Source organism: Brevibacillus sedimenti (assembly GCF_020923495.1).
GTDB classification, from domain to species: domain Bacteria; phylum Bacillota; class Bacilli; order Brevibacillales; family Brevibacillaceae; genus Brevibacillus; species Brevibacillus aydinogluensis.
The window spans coordinates 3,110,792-3,134,735 of record NZ_CP064048.1; the positions used below are offsets into that span (position 1 = coordinate 3,110,792).

The 23,944-nt window shown below is 56.7% G+C and carries 22 protein-coding genes, 1 pseudogene and 1 riboswitch; of the genes and pseudogenes, 2 read left to right on the forward strand and 21 right to left on the reverse strand.

Features of this window, described 5'->3' with window-relative positions; translation table 11 throughout:
• Positions 1-13: 13 nt before the first annotated feature.
• The 5 genes from IRT44_RS15255 to IRT44_RS15275 form a co-directional block, all read right to left on the reverse strand.
• Entirely contained in the window at positions 14-661 is a 648-nt protein-coding gene (locus tag IRT44_RS15255; protein WP_230076929.1) for a TetR/AcrR family transcriptional regulator, read from the reverse strand.
• A gap of 234 nt (positions 662-895) precedes the next feature.
• Positions 896-2,284, reverse strand: a complete 1,389-nt coding sequence (locus tag IRT44_RS15260; RefSeq protein ID WP_171564834.1) for an amino acid permease — start codon at positions 2,282-2,284, stop codon at positions 896-898.
• Positions 2,285-2,692: 408 nt separating this feature from the next.
• The gene (locus IRT44_RS15265) at positions 2,693-3,427 is read right to left on the reverse strand and encodes a 2-phosphosulfolactate phosphatase (RefSeq protein WP_171564833.1); all 735 of its coding nucleotides are present in this window, start codon (positions 3,425-3,427) and stop codon (positions 2,693-2,695) included.
• A 37-nt stretch (positions 3,428-3,464) separates the two neighbouring features.
• A complete protein-coding gene (locus IRT44_RS15270) occupies positions 3,465-4,430 on the reverse strand; it encodes a phosphotransferase (protein ID WP_171564832.1) in 966 nt (321 codons plus the stop codon).
• A 234-nt stretch (positions 4,431-4,664) separates the two neighbouring features.
• Positions 4,665-4,820 (reverse strand): hypothetical protein, encoded by a 156-nt coding sequence (locus IRT44_RS15275; RefSeq protein WP_171564831.1) that lies wholly within the window; start codon positions 4,818-4,820, stop codon positions 4,665-4,667.
• A gap of 169 nt (positions 4,821-4,989) precedes the next feature.
• Positions 4,990-5,140, forward strand: a riboswitch (cyclic di-AMP (ydaO/yuaA leader).
• A 7-nt stretch (positions 5,141-5,147) separates the two neighbouring features.
• Here IRT44_RS15275 and IRT44_RS15280 point away from each other — a divergent pair.
• A complete protein-coding gene (locus IRT44_RS15280) occupies positions 5,148-5,882 on the forward strand; it encodes a CAP domain-containing protein (RefSeq protein WP_171564830.1) in 735 nt (244 codons plus the stop codon).
• Positions 5,883-5,988: 106 nt separating this feature from the next.
• Here the strand turns inward: IRT44_RS15280 and def are convergent, their stop codons facing one another.
• Positions 5,989-6,516, reverse strand: coding sequence for a peptide deformylase (def, locus tag IRT44_RS15285; RefSeq protein WP_171564829.1), 528 nt, complete (start codon positions 6,514-6,516; stop codon positions 5,989-5,991).
• Between the two features lie 173 nt (positions 6,517-6,689).
• Between def and IRT44_RS15290 the strand changes: the two genes are divergently transcribed.
• Complete coding sequence (locus IRT44_RS15290; protein ID WP_230076930.1) at positions 6,690-7,991, forward strand: aminotransferase class I/II-fold pyridoxal phosphate-dependent enzyme; 1,302 nt, start codon at positions 6,690-6,692, stop codon at positions 7,989-7,991.
• Positions 7,992-8,068: 77 nt separating this feature from the next.
• Here the strand turns inward: IRT44_RS15290 and IRT44_RS15295 are convergent, their stop codons facing one another.
• The 15 genes and pseudogenes from IRT44_RS15295 to dacB (IRT44_RS15365) all read right to left on the reverse strand — a co-directional run bounded on the left by IRT44_RS15295 (position 8,069) and on the right by dacB (IRT44_RS15365) (position 23,698).
• Positions 8,069-8,773: a YczE/YyaS/YitT family protein gene (locus tag IRT44_RS15295; RefSeq protein WP_212131954.1), complete on the reverse strand. Its 705-nt coding sequence runs from the start codon at positions 8,771-8,773 to the stop codon at positions 8,069-8,071.
• A gap of 48 nt (positions 8,774-8,821) precedes the next feature.
• Positions 8,822-9,226 (reverse strand): MarR family winged helix-turn-helix transcriptional regulator, encoded by a 405-nt coding sequence (locus tag IRT44_RS15300; RefSeq protein ID WP_171564827.1) that lies wholly within the window; start codon positions 9,224-9,226, stop codon positions 8,822-8,824.
• A 142-nt stretch (positions 9,227-9,368) separates the two neighbouring features.
• Positions 9,369-10,547, reverse strand: coding sequence for an acyltransferase (locus IRT44_RS15305; protein ID WP_230076931.1), 1,179 nt, complete (start codon positions 10,545-10,547; stop codon positions 9,369-9,371).
• Between the two features lie 114 nt (positions 10,548-10,661).
• Positions 10,662-11,855 (reverse strand): DUF418 domain-containing protein, encoded by a 1,194-nt coding sequence (locus IRT44_RS15310; RefSeq protein WP_216369281.1) that lies wholly within the window; start codon positions 11,853-11,855, stop codon positions 10,662-10,664.
• A gap of 214 nt (positions 11,856-12,069) precedes the next feature.
• Positions 12,070-13,380, reverse strand: coding sequence for a branched-chain amino acid transport system II carrier protein (gene brnQ / locus IRT44_RS15315; RefSeq protein ID WP_171565017.1), 1,311 nt, complete (start codon positions 13,378-13,380; stop codon positions 12,070-12,072).
• A 260-nt stretch (positions 13,381-13,640) separates the two neighbouring features.
• Positions 13,641-14,477: an alpha/beta fold hydrolase gene (locus IRT44_RS15320; protein ID WP_171564824.1), complete on the reverse strand. Its 837-nt coding sequence runs from the start codon at positions 14,475-14,477 to the stop codon at positions 13,641-13,643.
• Between the two features lie 68 nt (positions 14,478-14,545).
• Entirely contained in the window at positions 14,546-15,826 is a 1,281-nt protein-coding gene (locus IRT44_RS15325) for a purine/pyrimidine permease (protein ID WP_171564823.1), read from the reverse strand.
• Position 15,827: 1 nt separating this feature from the next.
• Entirely contained in the window at positions 15,828-16,619 is a 792-nt protein-coding gene (locus IRT44_RS15330; RefSeq protein WP_171564822.1) for a putative hydro-lyase, read from the reverse strand.
• 78 nt (positions 16,620-16,697) lie between these two features.
• Positions 16,698-17,884: pseudogene (locus IRT44_RS15335) on the reverse strand (NRAMP family divalent metal transporter).
• A gap of 21 nt (positions 17,885-17,905) precedes the next feature.
• Positions 17,906-18,673: a LamB/YcsF family protein gene (locus IRT44_RS15340; protein ID WP_230076932.1), complete on the reverse strand. Its 768-nt coding sequence runs from the start codon at positions 18,671-18,673 to the stop codon at positions 17,906-17,908.
• A gap of 11 nt (positions 18,674-18,684) precedes the next feature.
• Positions 18,685-19,689, reverse strand: a complete 1,005-nt coding sequence (locus IRT44_RS15345) for a 5-oxoprolinase subunit C family protein (RefSeq protein WP_230076933.1) — start codon at positions 19,687-19,689, stop codon at positions 18,685-18,687.
• Complete coding sequence (gene pxpB, locus IRT44_RS15350) at positions 19,686-20,429, reverse strand: 5-oxoprolinase subunit PxpB (protein WP_230076934.1); 744 nt, start codon at positions 20,427-20,429, stop codon at positions 19,686-19,688. The genes IRT44_RS15345 and pxpB overlap by 4 nt, the downstream gene beginning before the upstream one ends.
• A complete protein-coding gene (locus IRT44_RS15355; RefSeq protein ID WP_212131948.1) occupies positions 20,426-20,584 on the reverse strand; it encodes a hypothetical protein in 159 nt (52 codons plus the stop codon). The genes pxpB and IRT44_RS15355 overlap by 4 nt, the downstream gene beginning before the upstream one ends.
• A 214-nt stretch (positions 20,585-20,798) precedes the next feature.
• A complete protein-coding gene (gene dacB, locus IRT44_RS15360; RefSeq protein WP_230076935.1) occupies positions 20,799-22,178 on the reverse strand; it encodes a D-alanyl-D-alanine carboxypeptidase/D-alanyl-D-alanine endopeptidase in 1,380 nt (459 codons plus the stop codon).
• The gene (gene dacB / locus IRT44_RS15365) at positions 22,127-23,698 is read right to left on the reverse strand and encodes a D-alanyl-D-alanine carboxypeptidase/D-alanyl-D-alanine endopeptidase (protein ID WP_230076936.1); all 1,572 of its coding nucleotides are present in this window, start codon (positions 23,696-23,698) and stop codon (positions 22,127-22,129) included. The genes dacB (IRT44_RS15360) and dacB (IRT44_RS15365) overlap by 52 nt, the downstream gene beginning before the upstream one ends.
• Between the last annotated feature and the right edge of the window lie 246 nt (positions 23,699-23,944).

Genomic DNA, 23,944 nt, shown 5'->3' on the forward strand with positions numbered 1-23,944 from the left:
ATTTTTCTCATCTTCACCTGTTCACTCCGTTTGACAGAAATAGTTGCAAATGCAGGTCATAAAACTCCATAAATTGATCAGAGTTGTATAGATGCGCGGTAAGATAAGCGCCGTAGAAAATGGTGAACGTGGCTTTCACCAGGTCATCCGTCGGCAGGTGGTCCGGTATGTCCCCGTCTTCCTTCGCTTCCTCGATAAACTGAGTAAACAACGCACCAAGATTGGGCGCTTCCGCGTCAACAAGCGTTTCTTTGTCGGGATACAGAATCTGGATTTCCGCTTCACTGAGGGTCGGCATATGGGGGTGCATGTTTACTTCCGTCATAAACCCGATCAAGCTCAGCATCAGTCCCGGCCTTTCCCTGGCGTCTGCGGCAACGTGTTGAAACAGATGACGGATCGCCTCGATTCCCCGTTTCGGATGCAGCTTGAGTTCGATCATACGCTCCGTAAGCCACAAGCACATGAAGTAAATCAGTACGTCTTCTTTTTGCGGAAAAAATTTAAAAAAAGTGACCTTCGAGACTTCCGCTTTTTCGCATACGTCTTCCACCTTCACGTCTTTAAACGACTTTTTGCCGATCAGATCGAGACTTGCCTGAAAGAGCGCAATTTTCGACTTCGCCTTTTTGAGCTCACGCAGTGGCACCTTTTTACCCATCAGTTGGTTCTGCCCTCCTTTTCCGATAGCTTCCGGTTGTATCTTTTCCTGCAATCCGGATATTTGCTAATCCCTCCACTTGATCTTTTGACTTTAGTTAAAAGGTTAACCCTGGTTAAGTTATTTAGTCAAGTTATTTTTTGATTGCGAGCATAAACATAAAAAAGAGGGACATTTTTACATGTCCCTCTTTACAGATCGATTTTTCGTTTTTCGTTAACCGCATATCCGTTCTTACGCGATTTCCTCATGGGCTTCCGCCTGCGTCGTGGTTTTGGCCTTGCCCACTCCAAACGCAAAGTAACTGATCACGACAATAGCCAGGAAGACCAGCCCCGCCACAAGAGAGATGCGCGTCTCTTGATTGATCCACATCCCTACCAGCACCATGAGCAGGAAGGCAATCGTCAGATAGTTGGATACCGGTGCAAACGGCATTTTGAACGGATGCTGTGCCATCTCGGCGCCTTTTGCCTTACGGAAGCGGATTTGACTGATCAGAATCACAAACCACGGAACCATGCCGGGCAGCACACTGGCACTGTATACATAGACAAACAGATTTTCCGGTGCCAGGTAGTTCAAGACAACACCTACGGCCAGCCCTACGAGAACGCCGAGCGTTCCGAGCAGCGGCACGCCGTTGTGGGTCAGCTTGGTAAAGAATTTCGGCGCTTGTCCATTTACCCCCAGCGTGTACAGCATGCGACCCGCACTGTAGATGCCGCTGTTGCAGCCAGACATGGCGGCAGTGATGACGACAAAGTTGATGAACCCTGCTGCGGCCGTAATCCCGATTTTCGCGAAGGTTGCCACGAACGGGCTGCCGATCGACTGCAGTTGATCCCACGGGTAAACGGTTACAATTACAAAGATCGCACCAATGTAGAAGATCAGAATCCGCCAAATGATACTTTGAATCGCACTTGTCAGCGTTTTGCGCGGATCTTTTGCCTCACCGGCGGTAATCCCGATGAGCTCCACCCCTTGATAAGCCCCGATCACCAGCGAGAGCGCAAAGAAAAAGCCTGTCCAGCCGCCTGCGAAGAATCCGCCGTGTTCCCACAGGTTAGACAACCCGATGGCGTTTCCTCCGTTGCCAAAACCGAAGAAAATCAGTCCAAACCCGGCAACGATCATCAAGACAATGGTCACAATCTTGATCATGGCAAACCAATACTCAAATTCACCAAACGATTTCACGGAGAACAGGTTTGCCGCACCGAGGATCAGCATCGCGATCAACCCTGGTATCCAGGCGGGCAAATCCGGGAACCAGTATTTCATGTACGTCCCGACGGCGATGATTTCCGACATCCCGACGACGACCCACTGAAACCAGTTGCTCCAGGCCGTCACATAACCTGCCAGGGGATGGATGTACTTGTGTCCAAAGGTCGCAAATGATCCCGTGCTGGGCTCCAGGTACAGCATTTCCCCCATTGCACGCATGATGAAAAAGATAAAAATCCCGACAATTGCGTACGCGAGCATCACGGACGGGCCTGTCCATTTGATCGTGCTCGCCGAGCCCATGAATAAACCAACTCCGATTGTTCCGCCCAACGCGATCATTTGAATATGACGCGCTTGCAGGCCCCGCTTCAATTCCTTGTTCGCCACTAGTCGCTCCCTCTTTCCTTTCTGCCAACACCGGCTGTCTTTTCAGGAATGCTGCGGGACACTCCTTTCGTCCGCGATGACGCGGCAGGTATCCCGTTTTTTGACAGTACCATTTTTATTCAGCATTCCTAATAGTGAGAAAAATTGTACACTATTTTCCTTCTGCTTCGCGCTGAAGTAATTGTATTGTAATATGTTTTCTTCGCGAAGACAATTGTGCAAGTAAAAAAAACATTGGTAAATCAACATTTCTGACGTAATCGAATAATTAAAAATATGTGATTGTTCAATCAATTTGAGCAAGGCCACATGGCACAGTGAGGCCCTGCGTCCGTGTTTGTCACAACGATGCAGATCATGATTGAGGAGCGTTTGCGAGTGAGACGAAGGAATTTTTTAAACAAATGTTTAATATCCGGAAACAAATGCCCCTTCGCGATTGAGCACGGGAACCACCTGGCTGGCATTCCAAACGGAAGCGATCGCCACATCCTCGGCAAATCCCGCCGCGATCAGCTCCCGTCCCGAGGCAGACTCACACAGCAGCGGGTACATCTCCGACTTGGCGGCGTCAAAGGCAGCGACAGCCAGTCGGGCCTCCGGTGACAGCCGGTATCCGTGAAGTTCGCCGAGGATCGCCCCTGCCGCAACCATGTCCTCGAATGCGGGACGGAGGCTGCCGTCCGGCCACCGCTCTCCGCTGGCGATCACCGTGACGATGCCCCCTGTATTTCGGATGAACCGGGCCACCGCCGAGGCATTCCGCAAACTGCCGGCCACCACAATCGCGCCGCTGTCCTTTGCCAAAAAGGCGCACGTGGCTCCGTTGGGCGACGGCAGTACGATCCGGCACCCCTCGTCAATCGCAGAGAGCGAAGCGGGAGACAGCGAGATGGGCTCGCCGCGTTTACCGGCCAATACGGCCTGTACGCTGGCTGCGTACTCCGAGGCGGACGCATGCCGATAGCGATATGGATACACCACTCCGCCCCGAGCGAGGACCACATCGACACAGGTCGTAAACGAGAGCACATCGACGATCACCACGATGTCGGAAACAGGGGCCAAGGCTTTCACCCCTTCATACCCCCAATCAAAACGGGCGTGAAATCCGTTTTGCTGAAACACTGCCACATCCGCCATTTGCTTCCCCTTCCTTTCCAGGACTGCGTGTCCCTCTTCAATGTTGACAATGCGACTGCGCGAACGCTTCCCACTTGTCTCGATCTTGTGAAAACCACACCGGTTCCATGCGTTCAAAATACAGGTGATCTTCCGCAATGAGCTGCACTCTGCCGAGCATCTCCTGACGCTGCTCATGACCCATTTGGGCAGTCCAGACCACGGCGGAGAACAGACTCATCGCCACGTATACCGCGTACAACGTCCAAAACTCCGGCGGGATCTTGCGTGGGTAAAAATATCCGATAATCTGTCCGAAGCAAAAGGGGACGCTTACTTCTCTGCTGAACAAGGCCAGCTTGCAAAAGTCGCAGATGGGATCTCCCCAATCGAACCGGTCGAAATCGATGGTCCCGGCATATTGCTTGTCCTTTACGATCAGATTGCCCACGTGGAAATCATCGTGCTGGAACCGGTTTGGCCGCTTGCGCAGATACGCCTTGTTTACTTCCACAAACGCCATGATTTTCTCGTCGTGCGGTATGGCACTGCCAGCAGTGCGATACGCTTCGAGGTATCTCGCGTGTTTTTGAACGGCTCGCGAATTCCAGGCGGGGATGCCGGACGGCGCGTGAAGCTGGTGCAGTTTTCTCAGGTCTTGACCCGCCTGCCATCCGATAAAAAACTGTTCTTCTTCCGTACAGAGAGGCAGCATGTCCCGGGCGACCTCTCCGTCGATATGGGACAACAGGATGTAGCAAATCTGCAGGTCCTCTGATATCCCGTATTCAATCGGCTGCGGAATGCTCGCTCCGAACGGTTGCAGGGCGTGGAGAATATGAAACTCCGACCGCTTCCGCTCCCAGTTGCTCTGGTCTGCTATGCGCAGGATTCGCCGTTCTTCCGACACCATCTGGACCAGATATTTTCTGTCTGTCGAAAACCCATTGGTGATCGGCTCGAAGCCGACTGCTGATCGAAGTGCGGGACTTTTGCTTCGCAGCCATTCGATTTGTCCGTTCATGCTACACCTCCCAAAAATGGCTGCTTTTTCATTATATCATCCATGCTTCTGATAACAAGAACATTCTGGTAATTCCATACATGTTCTTTATGATGGCAGCATGGCCGAGAGCACCTCGACATGCCTGCGCCGTTTGTCACGAACGTCATAAAAAAACGGTTATCCCGTCTGGGCAGGATAACCGTTTTGTACCATGACTTCCTGTTGGTATCAATTCGCGGACTGATTGCCTGATTAGCCCTGCGTATTTTCGCTGGACGGCTGCTTCGTCGGTGTCGTCTCGCGCTCTTTCTCATCCAGCAGCGTCACGTTTTGCTGGTGCATTTTCTGCTTGGTCGGATACGCGCCCACCTGCTGCAGTTCCACATTGACATCTGTCTGCTTGTCCATCGCTGATCGCCTCCCATGTTGGTTTCCCATTTAGTATGGTTGCAAATCCGAGATTGCTATACGGCCGATAACAGCGGGCACGGCGGGCGCTAAGTGACCGTCGTTTCCATCTCATTTCCATATTTTAAAGGTTCCTTTTTTCCGGTATCTTTGTTATTCTCGTAAGCGAGCCAAAAACAAGCCGAAACTTCCGAGAGTGGAAGTGCGGGGGATTTTTTTTGCAGACGACGGTCTGCATGGGGTGAATTGCCGCATGGCAAAGGGTTGTCTCCTCAATCCTAACCCGACAACTAACCTCGTAGGCGAAGAAAAGGAGACGATGTGCACATGAAACGATTTGCCAAGCCGATTCTTGCCATCGCTATGGGATTGGCCGTAACCAGCATTTCCACGTCCGCATTTGCCGCGACGTGCCCGTACCAATCGATCACCAGCCAAAAACAATTGGTTCAATATTCCGATTTTTACCAAAAGGTACGGAGCATTACCCCTATCTGGACCGTGAACAACCAGGTCATTGTGAAACAACCGACTACTGTGAAACAGCCGGTAACCGTCAAGCAGCCGGTAATCGTGAAGAAACCGGTAATTGTTAATAAACCGGTGCAACAACCGGCACAAAATCAGACAGCTCCCGCCAACAACAATGCTGTGACCCAGCCGAAAGCACCGGCCCAACAAGCGGCACCGTCCGTTTCTCAATTTGCCAAGCAGGTGGCCGACCTGGTGAATCAGGAGCGCGCGAAAGCCGGCTTGAAGCCGCTGACGCTGGACAGCGCCCTGTCCAAAGTGGCCATGGACAAAGCGGTCGACATGTACCAAAACCGCTACTTCAGCCACACCAGCCCGACTTACGGTTCTCCGTTTGACATGATGAAACAATACGGCATCACGTTCAGAACGGCCGGCGAAAATATCGCAATGGGTCAGCGCAGCCCGCAGGAAGTCATGCAGCAATGGATGAACAGCCAAGGCCATCGCGCCAATATTTTGAATCCGAACTTCACGAAAATTGGCGTGGCGTACTACAATGGTTACTGGGTGCAGGAATTTACCGGATAAACGATGAACAATGGAAACAGCAAGCCGTGCTTCTCGCATGAGAGGCACGGCTTTTTTGCCGGCGACGTCAGCTGCATCGCTCGTTTCGTCAATGCCGGGCAGACCGCTAATACCGGATCAATGGGCGTTTATGCGCGAGAATCGGATTGGCGGCCTCGGGTTTCAGCCGCTTGCCGGTGCTGGCATCATACAGAACGTTGACGTAGTCGATGTACAGGATGCCATTCAGATGGTCGATTTCGTGCTGGATGCAGCGGGCCAAATAGCCTTCCGCTTCGAGGACCACTTCTTCGCCCGCCCGGTTCAGCGTTATTACCTTCACGTACGTGGCCCGTTTCACTCTGCCGACCACGCCGGGAATGGACAAGCACCCTTCGGCCCCTATCTCTGCACCTTTTTTTTCCACGATCCGCGGGTTGATCAGCTCCACCAGGCCGGTACCGCAGTCCATCACGACCAGCTGCTTCGGTATGCCGATCTGGATTGCGGACAAGCCTGCCCTGCCCTCGTCGGCGTAGATGGTGTCCGCCATGTCGTTCAAGATTCTTTCCACGTTTTTCGTGACGGCAGTCACTGGCTTCGAGATTTGCCGCAGGATCGGATCGCCCAATTTTACGATGAGCCGTTCTGCCATATCGGTTCCCCTCTCGTTTGAGACTGTCGTGTATTCACCGTAACAAATGCACCTGACATCCGTCAATTGATCTGCGCCGGCTTCCGTCCGTTTTTTCAATCGACAAACACACTTATATGCGCTATCTTTAATGGTAAACATGATTGATGATGGAAACGAAGAGGGAGGAAACCATGCATTCATTGGCAGCAAAGCTCAACGATACGCTTCAGCGAGAAAATCCGCACGTCTTTGCCATGCTGTCCGACCTGGGCAAGCTCATCTACTTTCCCAAGGAAGGCATACTCAGCCAGTCTGCCGAAGCCAAGGCAAAAGGGCACAAATACAATGCCACGATTGGAATTGCCTTGGAAAACGGCCAACCGATGCATCTGGACGTGATCCAAAGCACCTTGTCCGCCTACAATCCCAAGGATCTGTACGAGTACGCCCCGCCCGCGGGTAAACCGGAACTGCGTGCGGCATGGCGGAAAAAGATGATCGAGGAACATCCGTCGCTTGCGGATAAAACCTTTGGCAATCCAATCGTCACCAATGCGCTGACCCACGGGCTGAGCGTAGTCGCTGATCTGTTCGCCGGGCCGGGAGACGCCGTCATTCTGCCGGACAAAAACTGGGAAAACTACGAGCTCACCTTCTCCATTCGCCGTGGAGCAGAACTGGTCTACTACCCGCTCTACAACGCGGACATGAAGTTTAACGCAGCCGGCCTCCGCGATGCCATCCTGGCGCAAAAGGAAAAAGGCAAGGCCATCGTCGTGCTCAACTTCCCCAACAACCCGACAGGGTACACGCCGGGCATCGAGGAAGGCAAGCAGATTGTTGCCGCACTGAAGGAAGCGGCCGAAGCCGGTATCAACATCGTGGCCGTTACGGATGACGCGTACTTCAGCCTGTTCTTCGAAGACTCGATGCGAGAATCCCTGTTTGCCGAGCTGTGCGGCCTGCATCCGCGCGTGCTGCCGGTAAAGGTGGACGGCGCCACCAAGGAGGAATACGTCTGGGGATTCCGCGTCGGCTTTATCACGTACGGCGCAGCCAACGATGCGGTACTGGCCGCACTGGAACAGAAAACGCTCGGCATCATTCGGGCGACCATCTCCAGCGGTCCGCATCCGTCGCAGACCTTTGTTTTGCATGCGCTGAACGCCCCGGAATTCCAGGCGCAAAAGCAGGAAAAATTTGGGATCATGAAGCGCCGGGCCAACCGCGTCAAAGAGCTGTTGGACAGCGGCCGGTTTGACGACGCCTGGACCTACTATCCGTTCAACTCCGGCTACTTCATGTGCCTCAAATTGAAAACCGTCAACGCAGAAGAGCTCCGCACGCACCTGCTGGAGAAATACGGCGTCGGCACGATCGCTCTGGGCGACACCGATCTGCGCATCGCCTTTTCCTGCATCGAGGAGGAACAGATCGAGGACCTGTTCAACCTGGTGTACAGCGGCGTAAAAGACCTGCAGGGACAACAATAGTGGAGAGCACGGCACCGCCCAGCAAAAAAGCGTTTTGGCTTCTATCGCCAAAACGCTTTTTCTTTGACGCTTTTCAATCAGGAGGCGCGCTCTGCCTGGCCTTGAACGCGGGGAATCGCCTGCGGTCCCGACTGCTCCCCGCCCCAGCGTTCCCAGCGCTGCACCTGACCGCGCCAAAAGCCGAGCGAGGCCTGCATGACCGGACCAATCAGGAACACGGAGACAAACGTCCCTACGGAGACGGGACCGCCTGCCAGCCAGCCGCACAAGAGTGCAATCCCTTCCAGAAAGGTGCGGACGAGCCGGATCGACCGGCCGGTCAGCCGAGCCAGGGACAGCGTCAGCCCGTCTCGCGGCCCCGCCCCGATGCCGGAAGCCACGTACATGCCGGACCCGATCCCCATCAGCACAATCCCCGCAAGCAACAGGGCAAACCGGGCCCACAAGGCCGAAAACGTCGGCACGATCCCGGCGTCGAGAAATCCGTTGACAAAATAGCCGATCAAAAGGATGTTGGCGACGCTGCCGATACGCGGCCACTGACGGTCCAGCACACACGCCATGCCGATCATCGCGATGCCGACGATCTGCACCCACGTGCCGATCGACCAGCCCGTCAGCCCGGCCAACCCGATGTGCAGCACGTCCCAGGTGGCGACGCCCACCGCGGCGCGCATCAACGACACGGCGCCCAGCGCCAGCACCATCAGACCGGCGACAAACAGCACCAGCTTGGCGCCGAAAACCCCCGCACGCCTCAACCCTGCCTGTTTTCGCTTCATCGCAATCTCTGCTCCTCTCCTATCTCCTGCCGCCTGCTGCGGCTCTTTCTACGATTCACTCAAATTCTTCATCATGCGATCTATCACGCTGGAAAACACAGCCAGCTCGTCGGCGGAAATTCCCCGCACGGCTTTCGCTTCGACGAAGTCTGATGCGCGCATCCACTCGTCCGCCATCGCTCGGGCTTTCTCCGTAAGTGCCACCCGCCGCTCCCGTTTGTCCGCACCGCTGTGCCGCTCGATCCATCCTGCCTGCTCCATCCGGGCCAGCGTGCGGGTCATTGTTGGCGCTTCCACGCACAGGTATTGGCACAACTCCGTCTGCGTGGCCGGCCCTTCCAGCAGCCGCACGACGACAGCCCACTGGGCCGTGAACAGACCCAGCGGGGTCAGTCGTTCGTTCAGCGTCTTGGAAAAACGCCTGCCCAGTTGATTCACCTTGTGTCCGTACACGGTGACACATTCCTCCCGTCAATTATTTACCTAGCTAACTTTTACCCAGCTAAGTATACAGATACGCCGTGGAAATTGTCAATCTGACGGAGCACATGCAAAAAGGCTTCCCCTGTAGAGAAGCCTTTTTCGTATCATCCTCTTACATCGCCTGCTTCCACTGCTTGTCCGCCTGTCCCGGCGCGCTGGCCCGTTTTTTTTCCGCCGCCCCGACCAACAATGCTCCAAACGGCAGTTTTGCCAGTCCGTACGAGAGAGCGATCGAAGCCGCTGAACAGAGCAGAAACGCGATCACACTGCCAAACATGCTGCTAAAGGTGACATCCCAGAGGTTCAAACCCTTCATCACGTACGTGAGCACAAGGGCATGAACCAGGTACGCCCCGTACGAATTCCGGCCGATCATCGCAAACAAGGCAGTCCAGCGCGAGTTCCGTTTTGTCACGAGGACGGCCAGCAGGTAGATCAGCAGCAGTTGGGCCACCGTATAGATAAACATGGACGGTTTCAGCGACGTGGCCACGTTGAGGTTGACCATATAGCCGCCCGAATCCCTGACCAGCTCATACCCGATGTACGCGTAGGCAGCGGCAAACACAATCAGCAGGTAGGGCCAGCGCTGCTGCAGAAACGAACGGAACGCGGGCAGTGCCAACGCGACCATCCCACCCATCAGGAAATAAAAGGAATAGTACAGGAAATTGCGGTCCCTGCAGGTGATCAGATACGCGTCCAGCCAGGCCACGTCAAAACGGAACGGATGAGCTGGCAGATAGCGTGCCGACACCCACATCAGTCCCGCGTACACGAAAGCCGCCGCTGCGACGGCGAGCGCCTGTGCCGCGCGGCCGGACAAACGCTGCTTTGCCGCCTTGAAGCCTTTTAACAGCAGCGGGTACAGCAGATAAAACTGAAAGATCATGACGACAAACCACAGGTGGTACGAGGCGGTGCCTGCGACCAACGATTTCACGAAGCTGACGAGCGCCGAGACGTCCCACCCGGTCACGTCTCGGCGCCACACCATGTAGATCAACGACCAGATCGCGTAGGGCACGACGATCTCGGTAAACCGCTTGCGGATAAAGCCGGGGTAGTTCACCCGGTCGTAGTAGTTGTAAAACAGCACCAGTCCGGTAATAAAGACGAAAGCCGGAACGGCAAACTTGAACAGGTGAAATAGATTTCCGTACAAAAATGCCGTCATCTCGTCCACTCCGGGCTTTCGCATGTAGACGCCGATCACGTGCTGATACACCACTGCAAAAAAGGCAAAAGCGCGTAACGCGTCCAGTTCAACAATTCGTTCTTTTCGGGCCATTGACTCGTTTCCAACCCTTTCTCCCGTTCAAAAAAATACAGATATTCACATCCTGCCGATCCGCCGCACTTGCCTGAAAGTGCAGCGCGGGCGGCGGACCGATGCGAATGTGCCTCATCGTTTCATCTGTGGAACAATACCGTATGTCAAACAGCGCCACAGCCACTCCAGCGGTCCGAATCGATAGCGGGCAAGCCACCAATGGCTCCACGCCACCTGCAGCGGAAAAATCACCAGGCACAGCACAAGTCCGAGCCACATCTCCGCCTCCCCGTACAGATGGAAAAACCGGACGATGCAAAGCGACAGAACGGTCTGCGCCAGGTAATTGGTTAGAGCCATCTGCCCCACAGGCGCGAGTGGTGCCAGCAGCTTTCGTCCTCGCCCTGTCCGCATCAGCAGAAGCAGTGACGTGATGTAAAACGCGCACAGCGCCAGGCCGCTCCACCCGATAAACACCAGTCCAGCTATGTCGGGCGGTGCAGGCAGGTCCACGACGCCAGATTGGACAAGCGGAATCATCGCCACCAGCGGAACGCTTGCAGCCAGCGCCAACAGCCAGACGCGCTTGATGGCCGCCATGTGCTGTTCGGGACGATGAAAGACGCCCTTTTTGGCTGCGTACAATCCCAGCAAAAACAGCGGCAGGATGGACAAGACGTTTATCAAATCGTTCTGCAGCACGATCGGCAGTTCATGGGTCCAGCGGAACTGCAGCCATTCCGCCAGCCCCGCCTGGTTGTACACGGAGATCGTTTCCTGTGCAAGCTGCCATGTTTCAGCGCTGTACGAAGATTCGCCGGGAATCAACAGCGTCAGCGCCATCAACAGATTCCACCCGATCAGCAGAATGAGTGCCGCCCTGCGTATGGACGTTTCCGATCTGTTGAAAAACCAGAGCAAACACAAGCCCGCCAGCGCATAGGTGTGGAGAATGTCCCCATACCAGAAAAACAGCAGGTGGACCAGCCCGAACAGCATCAGCCCGGTCAAGCGGCGCAGATACAACCGTTTGGCCGCATATCCCTTCTGCTCTGCCCGACTCATGAACAGGTAAAATCCGGCGCCAAACAAAAATGAAAAGATGGTGTAAAACTTGGTTTGGACAAACATGTCGAACAGCAGCCGAATCCAATCGTCCGACACCGAATGCGACAGCGGCAACCGGTCATCTGGGAGAAACAGGTCAGGCATAAGGAAAGTGGGCATGTTCACCAAAAAGATGCCAAACAGGGCAAATCCGCGCAGAACATCCAGTTCGGCGATCCTCTCCCCAGCCGAGACGGGTGTTGCCTTCACTCGCGTCATCCTTTCTTTTTCGTATCTTCCGTGTTTTCCTATGTAATCTTCCCTTGGTTACTACGAACGTACCGGCAAAAAGTCACAATCTTCCAGAATAACAAGGGCGCAAGCACGAGATGCTGCCGGTATGAATCCCGAGCTTTCTTACGCAAGACGCGGGAAATATAAAACAGGGCGGAAAAAGCAGAATCGTCTGCTTCTTCCCCCCTGCATCGCCGTCTTAGGACGGCTGCTCCTCTCTTCTTTCGCCCCGGATTCGTCTGCTGAAATCAAGCACCATGCCGGCGCAGCACCCGATCAGCGCCGGCATCACCCAGCCGGCTCCCTGCGCGTACAGCGGCAGCGCATTCAGCCAGGTGTCCCAGCGGTGATTTCCCGCCGTCGCATTGATCAGATCAATCACGCCAAACAGCGCGACCAGACTGACCGTGGTCACGTAGACAAACGAACGGGCGGAAATGACGCGGTCGGCCAGCGCCAGAAGGATGAGCACGATGGCGACCGGATAGATCGCTCCCAGGATTGGTACGGAGACCGCGAGAATTTGCGTCAACCCCAGGTTGGCGATCGTCATGCTGACGAGACAGAGGATGCTTACCCAGGCCCGGTACGAAAGGCGCGGCAGCAGGCTGTTGAAGTACTGGCTGCACGAGGTGACCAGTCCGATGGAAACGCAGAGACACGCCACCGTAAACACGACGCCAAGCAGCACTTTCCCGCTGGCGCCGAACAGGTAGCCCATCACGTTGGTCAGAATCTGCGCCCCGTTGTCCGCTTTGCCCAAGAACGAACTGGCGGAACCAATCATCCCCAGCATCACGTAAATGACGCCCAACAGCACACCCGCCCCGAGACCGGCGCCAATCATGTAGACGGACAGGCGACCTTTGTCCTCGATGCCCTTGGCGCGCAGCGTGTTGGCCACGACGATGCCGAAGACCAAAGCGGCCAGCGCATCCATGGTCAGATACCCGTCGAGAAATCCCTGAAACGCGGGATGCTCGGCGTACGGCCCGACAGGCTGCGCCGATGGCCCCATCGGAGACAGCAGGCTTTTAACAAAGATGAGCAAAATGATTGCCAACAGCGTCGGGGTCAACAACTTGCCGAAGCGATCCACCAGTTTGGACGGGGACAGGCTCAGCCAGAAGACCACCGCGAAGAAGACGGCGGAGTACACGGCCAGCCCCCACGGCTGCGTCGACCAGGCAGCCGGCAGAAACGGCGCCATTCCCATCTCAAACGCCAGGCTTCCGGCGCGCGGAATCGCCAGACCGGGACCGATCGACAGGTAGATCAAGAGCGGGAACAGCCAGGCAAAGACCGGGTGCACGCGTTGGGACAGCGCGAAAAAGCTGCCCGCCTTGGCGATGGCAACGACCCCGAGAATCGGCAGCCCTACCGCCGACAGCAGAAAGCCTGCGAGGGATAGCCACACCTGCTCACCGGCCGATTGGCCGAGAAACGGCGGAAAAATGAGATTTCCCGCCCCAAAAAACATGGAAAACAGCATAAAACTGATCAGGACCATGTCCTTTTTGGACAGCGTATGTTTCACAGTATAGCTCCCTCCTCCTATATAGAGAGGGATTCTATCAACTTTTCCGCCGGGAATCCAGTAGCAACGCGATATTCGCAATGTTCACTTTTGTAAATGATTTCAATTTATTTGAAAAATACGTTCCTGATCAGGATGGTACGCCGAGTCCTGTGTCTGCACGCTGAAATTGTTACTCGTGCGGACGACAAGCGGAGACATAGGAACATAACCGGCTGCCTGACTGACGCAGACTACCGTTTTTCCCTGCGCAGCTCCTCCTCCACTCGGTCCAGCCATTCGTGGACGAGCGCGGTAAACAGCCGGCTTTGCTCGATCTGCAGGTTGTGGCCCGCGCGATCCAACACGACGAAGCTAGCCCGCGGATAATGCTCCAGGATCGTCCACACGTCCCGGTAGCCCGTGCAGTCATCCTGCCGTCCGGTCAGGATCAGCACCGGTTTGTCATACCGCCCGACCAGCGGTTCCACATCAAAGGAAAACGAGAATCGCTGCTTCAGCTTGTTCAGAAAGTGCTTGTCGGCCATCTGTAAGCCGGAGAGGATTTCCCGCTCAAAGCGCTCCCAGCTGCAGCGGTCCTGCACGACAGCAATGGAGGTAAACTCCTCCCGCTCTTCCGGCGTCAGTTCGGCCAGCAGTTTCTCATCCCGAGCCAGCACGGTAAGCGGGGGCAGGTCCCGTTTCTCCTTTTCCGCGTGAATGGCCGGACAGATCAGCAGCATACCGGCCATTCGATGCGCCTGCCGGGTGAGCAGCCCTCTGGCGAGATAGCCTCCGTAGGATTCTCCCGCGACCAAAAACGGCGCTCCGTGCGGTATCAGCCGCTCCACCACCCGCTCGACGACCGACAACATCTCATCCGATCCTGTGATCCAATCCGCTGCTTTGGTCCGTCCCATCCCCGGGAGGTCCAGATAGATCCGCCGCCAGCCCGGACGGTCGGCGAAGACAGGCTCCATGCAGCCCGTCATCAGCCGATGATCAGGTGAAAATCCGTGCAGCATCAATACAGGAAATCCCTCACCGTACTCTACGTAATGAACCGTCACGTCGTCCAGCACGCATTCCATATGCCTTCCTCCCAACTCGAACGTTTGTTCTGTGTCATCATACCACGTTTGCAGAAAAATGGGAAGAATTATTCGCTTTCCCGGCTGGACGCAGGCCGCGAGTGGACCAGCCGCTCCAGCGCCATGCAGATCAGCACGCCCATCAAAAGACCGTTGCTGACGAGCGGACTGATGTAGGGCGGCAGCTGCGCCAGGAATGAGGCGGGCAAAAACATGCAGCCGACACCGGCCATCAGCGCAACGCCGACGATATACCCCTGCCGTTCATCCAGCCCGCTTTTGGCGATCTCCTGGATTCCCATGCCAATCATGTTGGCAAACGAGAGGAACACGCTGGCGTACCCCACCGAGACGGGGATCGAGGCAAACCACAGCGTGACCGCCGGTATGAAACTGACCGCGACCAGCAGCAGACTGCCCATCACAAACGGCCATTTGTCCTTCATCCGCGTGGTCAGGATAAAGCCGGCCGTGTAGGACACCGGCACGAAGCCGATCGTGGAAAACGCGGCGGACAGCAGTTGGCTGATGCCCATGATGATGCCGGACCGGTTGGCACTGACGGGCTCGGCAGGGTGGACCACCCGTTTCACCGCCTCCATGCTGGCGATCAGATTGCTCAGCAAAAGGACGGTGACGATGAGCGAGGTCAGCATAATGCCGCCGTCAGCGTGCGGCCATCCCCACGACAGCAGATGAGGCAGGGAAACCCAGTCCTCTGCCGGTGCTTCGATTTTCTGGTACAGGCCCGCCAGGACGAACAAGGACCAGCCAAACGCAATTGCGATCAGCACCGAATAACTGCGCAGCAGTTGGTATCGGCTCCTTGCCAGGACCAGCGACACGATGAGCGTAGCGAGCGAAATGGCCGCCGCTTTTCCGTCAATCGCGCCCGATTTTGCTCCCAGGATGCCGGTGACAAACGGTCCGCTCATCTGCGCCACCAGCAGGAGAAAATACGTGCCGACCACCGTCGGCGAAAACAGCCGGCGAATCAGGTCCATCCAGCCAAACGCGCTCAGTGCAAGGAAAATCAGGCCGCTTGCGATCAGCCCCAGTTCCAGGGCAGGCAGAACCTCGCGCGGCTGGAGTCCCATCGCGGGAGCCAGGGAAGCAAACAGGAGAAACACGCCCCACCACAGCGCTGCGGGCCCCTCGGCGATGGGCAGCCGGTGTCCCCAGAGGGCCTGCAGGACCGATACGACCCCCAGGACAAACAGCGAGCGCTGCACAAAGTCGGCGATTTCCACCGGCGTCATGCCGTACGCCTGCCCGATCGCGAGCGGAGCCACCACACTGCCGGCGAGGATAAACATGGCCCACTGAATGATCGAGAGTGCCTGCCGCATGTTACAGTACCCCGTACTGTGCGTCCCGCTGGTCGGTAATAAACATGTGCCCCGGAGCGTGGGTGATCATCAGTTCCGGTTTGCAGCGCATCGCCACAGCTTGCGGCGTCACGCCGCAGGCCCAAAAGACGGGGACCTCCCCCGGATAAATCGGGACGGGATCGCCAAAGTCAGGCGTGTTTACATCGGCTATCCCGATCTGCCGCGGGTCGCCGATGTGGACGGGTGCGCCGTGCACCGCCGGAAAGCGGGAGGTGACCTGTACCGCCCGCACCACCTGATCGTGCGGAATGGGCCGCATGCTGACCACCATGGGGCCGGAGAAGCGGCCCGCCTTTGCACAGTCCAGATTGGTTACGTACATGGGCACGTTGCAGTGTTGTTCGATGTGGCGCACCGGAATGCCGTTGTCCAGCAGCGCTTGTTCAAAGGTAAAGCTGCACCCCAGTAAAAAGGCGACCATATCCTCCCGCCACAAATGGTCAATCCGGGTGACTTCCTCCGCCAGTACACCCTTCCGATAGACACGGTATCGGGGGAGATCGGTACGCAGGTCGGCGTCCGGAGCGACCAGTGCCGGAACGGGTGATCCGGGTTCGGTCACATCCAGTACGGGACACGGCTTTGGATTGCGCTGACAAAACAGCAGGAAGTCAAAGGCGAGCGATTGCGGCAAAATCACCAGGTTGGCCTGTGCATATCCGGCAGCCATTCCTGCCGTCGGTTTGTCCCAACGCCCTTCCCGCATCAGCATACGGGCCTCTTTCGGATGCATCGACGCAAACTCGTTCATGCTCAGTCCCTCCATTCATTTGTGATTTGCATGGAAAACACCGCAGGCGGCGGCAAGCGTCCTGCGGTATCCATTTGATTATTGGAACAGTTTTGGCAGCTCATTCACCAAGGTATATACGCCCATGACTGCCATCGTAATCGTGACGATCAAGCCGAAAATGGTCATCCACAGCGGGTGTTTGTAATCCCCGACGATGTTTTTGCGATAGGCGGCGATCAGCATCACCCCGAGCGTTAGCGGGAGAATCAAGCCGTTTAACGCCCCCACCAAAACGAGGATTTTCACGGGACGGCCGACCAGCACAAAGACCAGCGTGGAAACAGCGATGAAGCCGACGATGATCCAGTTGTGGTAACGGTCAATCTTTTCATGGAACGTACGAATAAACGAGACCGATGTGTAGGCGCTGCCGATGACCGAAGTGATCGCCGCGGCCCACATGACCACGCCGAAGATCTTGTACCCCACCTGTCCAGCCGCCAACTGAAAGACAGATGCAGGCGGATTGGAGGGGTCCAATTGCAGCCCCTGGGCGACTATGCCTAACGCCGCGAGAAACAGGATGATGCGCATGACAGACGCGATGGCGATACCGGAGACAGAACTTTTCGTCACTTCCGGCAAGGAGGAAACCCCTTGATCCCCGCATCCAGGAGACGATGGCCGCCGGCAAACGTGATGTATCCCCCGACCGTTCCGCCCACCAGGGTGACGATCGCCAGCACGTCAATGGTGTCGGGAACAAAGGATTTGACGACCGCTTCCCCCACAGGCGGCGAAGAGGTGACCGCTACGTACAGGGTCAGGACAATCATGACAGCGCCCATGAACTGGGCAAATCGGTCCATCAGTTTGCCTGCTTCGCGCACGAGGAAAATCCCGATGGCGATGATTGCACTTACCAACGCCCCCGTCTCTGCAGAGATGCCAAACAGCACGTTCAATCCCAGCCCCGCTCCGGCGACGTTTCCGATGTTAAACGCCAGACCGCCCAGGACGATCAGCAGAGCGACGAGGTAACCCAGGCCGGGCAGGACCATGTTGGCAATGTCCTGGGCCCGCTTTTCCGAGACCGTGATAATGCGCCACACGTTCAGCTGCGCCCCGATGTCCAGCAGGATCGACATCAGGATGACAAAGCCAAAACTGGCGGCCAACTGCTGCGTAAATACAGTCGTCTGCGTCAAGAAGCCCGGTCCGATGGCGGACGTAGCCATCAAAAATGCGGCACCCAACAGCAGGCTGATTCTCGATGCTTTCATATTAGATCCCCCCGATTGTCTCTACATTGGATGTTTCATCGCCTTGACTGCGATTCCAGACGTTTCCAACGCCGCACGAATCTTGCGGGCAAACGTCAGTGCGTGCGGACCGTCGCCGTGGATGCAGACGGTTTCCGCCGTTATCTCGATGTCTGTCCCCTGCCGTGTGGTCACCTTACCTTCCTTGACCATGCGGATTACCTGGGAGACCGCCTGTTCGTCATCGGCAATCAGCGCATCCGGCCGGCTGCGGGGCGTCAGCGAGCCATCCTTCTGATAGGTGCGGTCGGCAAAGACTTCGTTGATTACCCGCAGACCGATGTTCTTCCCTTGCACAACAAGCTGACTGCCCGCGAGTCCGACCAGGTAAAGCTCCGGATTGATCCGATAGACGGCTTCGGCAATCGCCCGGGCCAGTTCCGGGTTGGCAGCCGCCATGTTGTACAAGGCTCCATGCGGTTTCACATGCTGCATCGTGCCTCCTTCCGCCTGTACAAAGCCCTGCAGTGCTCCCACCTGATAGACGATCAAATCGTACGCTTCCTGCGGAGATACGGCCATGTTGCGCCGGCCGAAGCCCTGCAGATCAGGCAGGCCCGGATGGGCGCCGATCATGACGCCGTGTTCCAGTGCCAGCTTTACCGTCCGGCGCATTGTTCCCGGATCGCCGGCATGGAAGCCGCAGGCGATGTTGGCGGAAGTGATATAGGGCAGAATCGCTTCGTCGTTTCCAATCGTGTAGGCGCCAAAGCTCTCTCCCATGTCGCAATTGAGATCCACGCGGTGCATGCAAATCCCTCCTATGCAAGTTTGAACTGAATGCCCAACCTGGCCTGCCGAATGCTGTACTCCCTCTCAAGCAGCAGCGCTTCCGCTTCGGCCCGGCTGATTTCGACGAACCGGATCACATCCCCCGGCTTGGTCTGGGCGATGAGCGGCAGATCGACACTGGCAATCTGGGCGATTTTCGGATAGCCGCCCGTCGTCTGCCGGTCGGCCAGCAGCACGATGGGCTTGCCCTCGGCCGGGACCTGCACGGTGCCAAACGACACGGCTTCGGAGATCAGCTCCGTCTGCGAGACGAGCGACAAGACAGGTCCCTCCAGCCTGTAGCCCATTCGGTCCGATTGCGGTGAGATCCGAAACGCCTGCGAAAAAAATGCCTCCTGACTCGCTTCTGTAAACCAGTCCCACTGACTGCCGCGCATGGCCCGTATTACTGGCGATGAATCGTATGCCGGCAGCAGTTCCGGTCCGATCCCCCACTCTGCCGGAACAAATGCCCCCTCCTCCGCGTGCGAGCGCAAGTGGCGGATCATCAACGCCGACTGTTCCGGAAGCGGCCCGGCTTTCAAAACGTCTCCGGCACGAAGCGGCCGCCCCTCATGACCGCCGATACCGGCCCGCAAGTATGTAGAGCGGCTGTTCATCACCACCGGCACCTGTATCCCTCCGGCCACAGCCAGGTAACTGCGCGCCCCGGCACGGCAGCCGCCTGACTCCAGGACGGCGCCCTTTTTTACCCACACCGGCTTCCACAGCGGCACGGGAACGCCGGCGATCGTGGGCGACAAATCGGCGCCGCAAATGGCGATCAGCGCGTCCTCCGTAAATTCGAGGGCCGGTCCGATCAGCGTCATTTCCAGCGTGGCGTCTGCGTCGCAGTTGCCCACCAGCAGATTGGCGGCCCGGTGGGCAACCGGGTCCATCGCCCCGCTTACGATCACGCCGTGTTTTTGATACCCGTAACGCCCAGCATCCTGGACCGTTGTCAGCAGTCCGGGGCGAATGACGCGTATCGTCATGCCGATCCCTCCTCGTATGCGCGAAATTCCTCTTCCGTTATGGGCACAAACTGGACGCGATCCCCTGCCTGCAGCAGGCTGGGCGGATCTGCTTCCGGACGGAACAGCTTCAGCGGCGTGCGGCCGATGATCTGCCAACCGCCCGGCGTTTCCAGCGGATAGATGCCAGTCTGCTTGCCGGCGATACCGACAGAACCTGCCGGAATGGACAGGCGGGGTGACTGTCTCCGCGGTGTGGCGATTTTTTCCGGCATCCCCCCGATATAGGGAAATCCGGGGGCAAATCCGATCATGTACACCTGGTAATCGCCAGAGGCGTGCGTTTCAATCACTTCCTGCTCCGTCAGGTTGTTGTGGCGGGCCACTTCCCCGAGGTCGGGGCCCATTTCGCCCCCGTATAGGACGGGAATCTTGACCAACCGGCCGCTGACAGGGGCTGTTTGCCCCAGATTGTTCAGCCTTTCGCGAATCTGCCCGCAGAACCATTCATAGGGTGAAAACGGCTGACGGCTTTCTCCGTCCATCCGCTGCCGTCCCTTGTATCGCTCGTACAACTGGAAGGGGTCGTAAAACACCGTGACAGTAACATAAGCGGGGATGTATTCCACCATGCCGGGCAGCGGCTCCTGCTCCAGCGATGCGGAAAATTGCATCACCTGGCTGTGAATGTGCGGGTCAATGCTTGTCCCGAAGCGGACGACCACGGCGTGATCGCCGAGCGGTTCCAGACGTACCTTCATCGCCGATTCCCTCCTGACGGTTGTCGCCATGCCAGTCCGTGTCCGCACATGTTCGGGTGAACGGCATGTTCGACCGTTTCCGACAGGTGCTGGCGGGCGAGAAACAGCTGAAGCAGGTCCGCCGCCTTGTGGACCGATTTGTTAATGTCCGACAATCCTCACCCTCCGTTCCGATATTCGGAATTTTTATTCCGTTTTCGTTTTTTTTGTTTTTCATTATACGACAATTTTCAATCCGTATACAATCACGAATTTTCCGTTAATAAAAACGTCCGCAAGCTGCTTGCCGTCGATCCGACAAGGCTTGCGGACTTCCTAACATCCGTCAGCTTTAAGTGGTCTGTCAGCTATGGTGAAGTCGCCAGCTTTTCATTGGTCCTCTTGAAATGAGGCGAGCGCAATGGCGATCTGATCCTGGATGTCTGTAAAGGTTTTGCTGCCTTTTGCGTACCCGTTCAGCAGGATGGAGAACGCCAGCTTCTTGCCGTCCTGGGTGGTCACGTAGCCGGACAGGCAGTTCACTCCTGTCATCGAGCCTGTCTTGGCGTGTACGTTCTGTTCGGCTGCCGTTCCCTTCATCCGGTTTTGCAGCGTTCCGTCCACGCCGGCCACCGACAGGGAGTCGTAGTACATCTCGAAGGTCTCCTGCCTGCTCATTCCCTCCAACACTGACAGGACGTGACGGGAGGAGATGAGGTTGTAGCGGGTCAGACCGGAGCCGTCCACCATGTCAAAATTGGTGCGGCCTCCAAGCGATTGAACAGTATCACTCACGACCTTCACACCGGCTACAGCGCTGCCCTCCTCCCCTTTGACCGCACCCAGTGTTTTTAACAGCATCTCGGCGTAGAAGTTGTCGCTTTTCTTGTTGAGATAGGAGACGATCTCCCGCAGCGGCTGCGACGCAAACTCCGTCCACTTGACCGCCTGAGCGGGAACAGTTCCTGCTAATACCTTACCGCTGCCGGCGAAGGTGATTCCTTCCTTTTCCAGCACCTCCCGCAGGACTGTGCCGAAGTACAAGGCAGGCTCTTCCACCGGTACCCGTTCGTAGTCGCCTGCCGTTCCCAGCGGCAGGTTTCCGGTGACGTGAATCGTGTTCGTTCCACGTTCGCGCGTGATGGCAAAGGTGTTTTCCTCACCGGCTGAGACCGTTTTCGCTTCGTTGATGATCTTGACGTACGCGGTCTTGGGCAGCAGATTTACCTGAACCGCTTCTCCCGCTTTCGCACCCGGCTGGTACTCCACCATGACCGTGCCGCGGTTGAGGGACAGCGCGCCGATCAGCGGATTGTAGTAGTAGCTCTCGTCGTCCCAGGCCCAGCCGAGGCCGAGCCGCTGGTCATCAAAATAGCTGTCGTCCAGCACCAGATTGCCATTAATCCGCTTGATGCCCTGCGCTTTCAGCCAGCCTGCGATTTCTTCGACGGAAACGCCTTCCTGCACCTTCAGACGGTCCTCCGTGTGCAAGGTGGGATCGCCGTAGCCCTTGACATACAGATCGCCGTTCAGCACGCCGTTTTTCGGCAAGGGCGCCGATCCATACAGCTCCGTTTTAAATGTATACCCACTCCCCAACTGGAGGAGACTCGCCGCTGATGTCAGCAGTTTCAAATTGGAGGCCGGTGTCATCAACGTATCCGCGTTGCGCTCGTACCAGACAGCGTCGTCTCCTTTATCGTCCAGCGACTTGACGATCACGCCGGCGGTGATACCGGACTGGTCGGCAGCGTCGAGGATCGGGTCCAACAGCGCAGAGAGCTTGTAGGTGGCGGGCTCCTGCGCCTCGTATTTGTCCGGGGGGCAAGCTCCGGGTACTGGGTCAGCAGGATCGCGAGCTGGTCCTGCAGATCGCGGGCGTACTTTGATTTGTAGATGCCATTGATCAGGATGGAAAACGCCAGCTTGTGGCCGTTTTTGGCTGTGGCGTAGCCGGACAGGCTGTTTACGCCGCCCATCGAGCCGGTCTTGGCGATGACGTTCCGCTCCGCCGGGGTTCCCTGCAGACGGTTTTTCAAGGTGCCGTCCACACCGGCGATCGGCAGGGACGTTTCCAGCGCATCCCGATACTCCTGCTCCTGCACGAAGGCGAGCAGTTTGACCATCTGCTCGGCGGTGATCCAGTTGAAGCGAGACAGGCCGGAACCGTCCACCTGTTGATAACCGGCGTCTATACCTGCCCGCTTCAGCACGTCGGCGACCACTTCGCTCCCCGCTTTGCTGCTGCCCTCTCCTTTTTGCGTCGCCCCAAGCGTCTTCAAAAACATCTCGGCGTAGAAGTTGTCGCTCTCCTTGTTCAGTTCCACGAGCAGCTCGGACAGCGGTTTGGACAGGTGGGTGTAGAGCGCGACGCCCGTAGTGACCGTGGTTTTGGCCGTTTTCGCCTGGGGACGCAGTTTGATCCCGGCGGCAGCCAACTGCCGCTTCCACACATCGGCAACAAACAGGGCGGGGTCTTCCATCGTCACGTCTTCCTGGTAGGGCTTGGCCTGAATGCCGATCATTCCGGAAAAGACGACCGTATTTGTGCCGCGCGGCCGCTCTACACTGATGTTGCTTGTGGTGCCCTCGACCGTTTTCAGTTTGTTTACCAACCGGATGTAGGACGTATCCGGCTCCATCGTCAACGTCGGTGCCTCTCCCGCTTGTTTCGCCGGCGTGACTGTTACAGTGATGCTGTTCTTATGTACCGCTAGTGCGCTTATTTGGGCACTGTAGCCGTATGGCTCGTCATCCCACATCCAGCCGATGCCGAGGCGGGTGTCATCGAAATAGCTGTCGTCTACCAAAAGATCGCCGTTTATCTGGGTCAGCCCCTTCTCCTTCAGCGCGGCCGCGATACGCTGCAAGTCTTCGACGGACAGCCCGGGGTTCCCATACCCCTTTAGGATCAGGTCGCCATTGAGCACGCCGCTTGGCAGCAGCTTGCCCGCAGCGTACACCTCCGTCTTCCATTGGTAATCGGGGCCCAGTCTGTCCAGCGCCGCGACAGAGGTAAAGAGCTTCAAGTTGGACGCGGGCACGTACGTTCGGTGGGCGTTGTGCCGGTACAGATACGCCTTTTCCTGCAAATCGTATACGGCGATGCCGGCGTGAAGACCGATGCTGTTCTCGTCACGGGCCAGATCGGCCAGCAGTTTTTCGATGTGGGCTGTCAGCGGGTCGGCTGCGGTTGCTGCCTTTTGGGCAAAGGCCGGTACCGCCGCAACATTCAGCAGCAACAGCAGCGTCAGCAGCCACATCCCTATGCGTTTGTGTAACTGATTCATAATACCCTCCTTCTCCTAGTGTAGTGCCAGATTGAAAAATCTAGCAGACCTATGTACCATAATACCATTTTGCAAAATTTTCCGAAATATCATACCGGCAACAAAGGGGCAGTTTCTCTTGCAGCATTGTATCCCCCGTGTGGCATGGGCGGCCTATTTTTTGAAAACAGGTAGTTGTCTAGGAGTTCACACCTCGTCCCGACATAGGATATACAGGCATTAACTCAACAAACGTACACGTGGAGG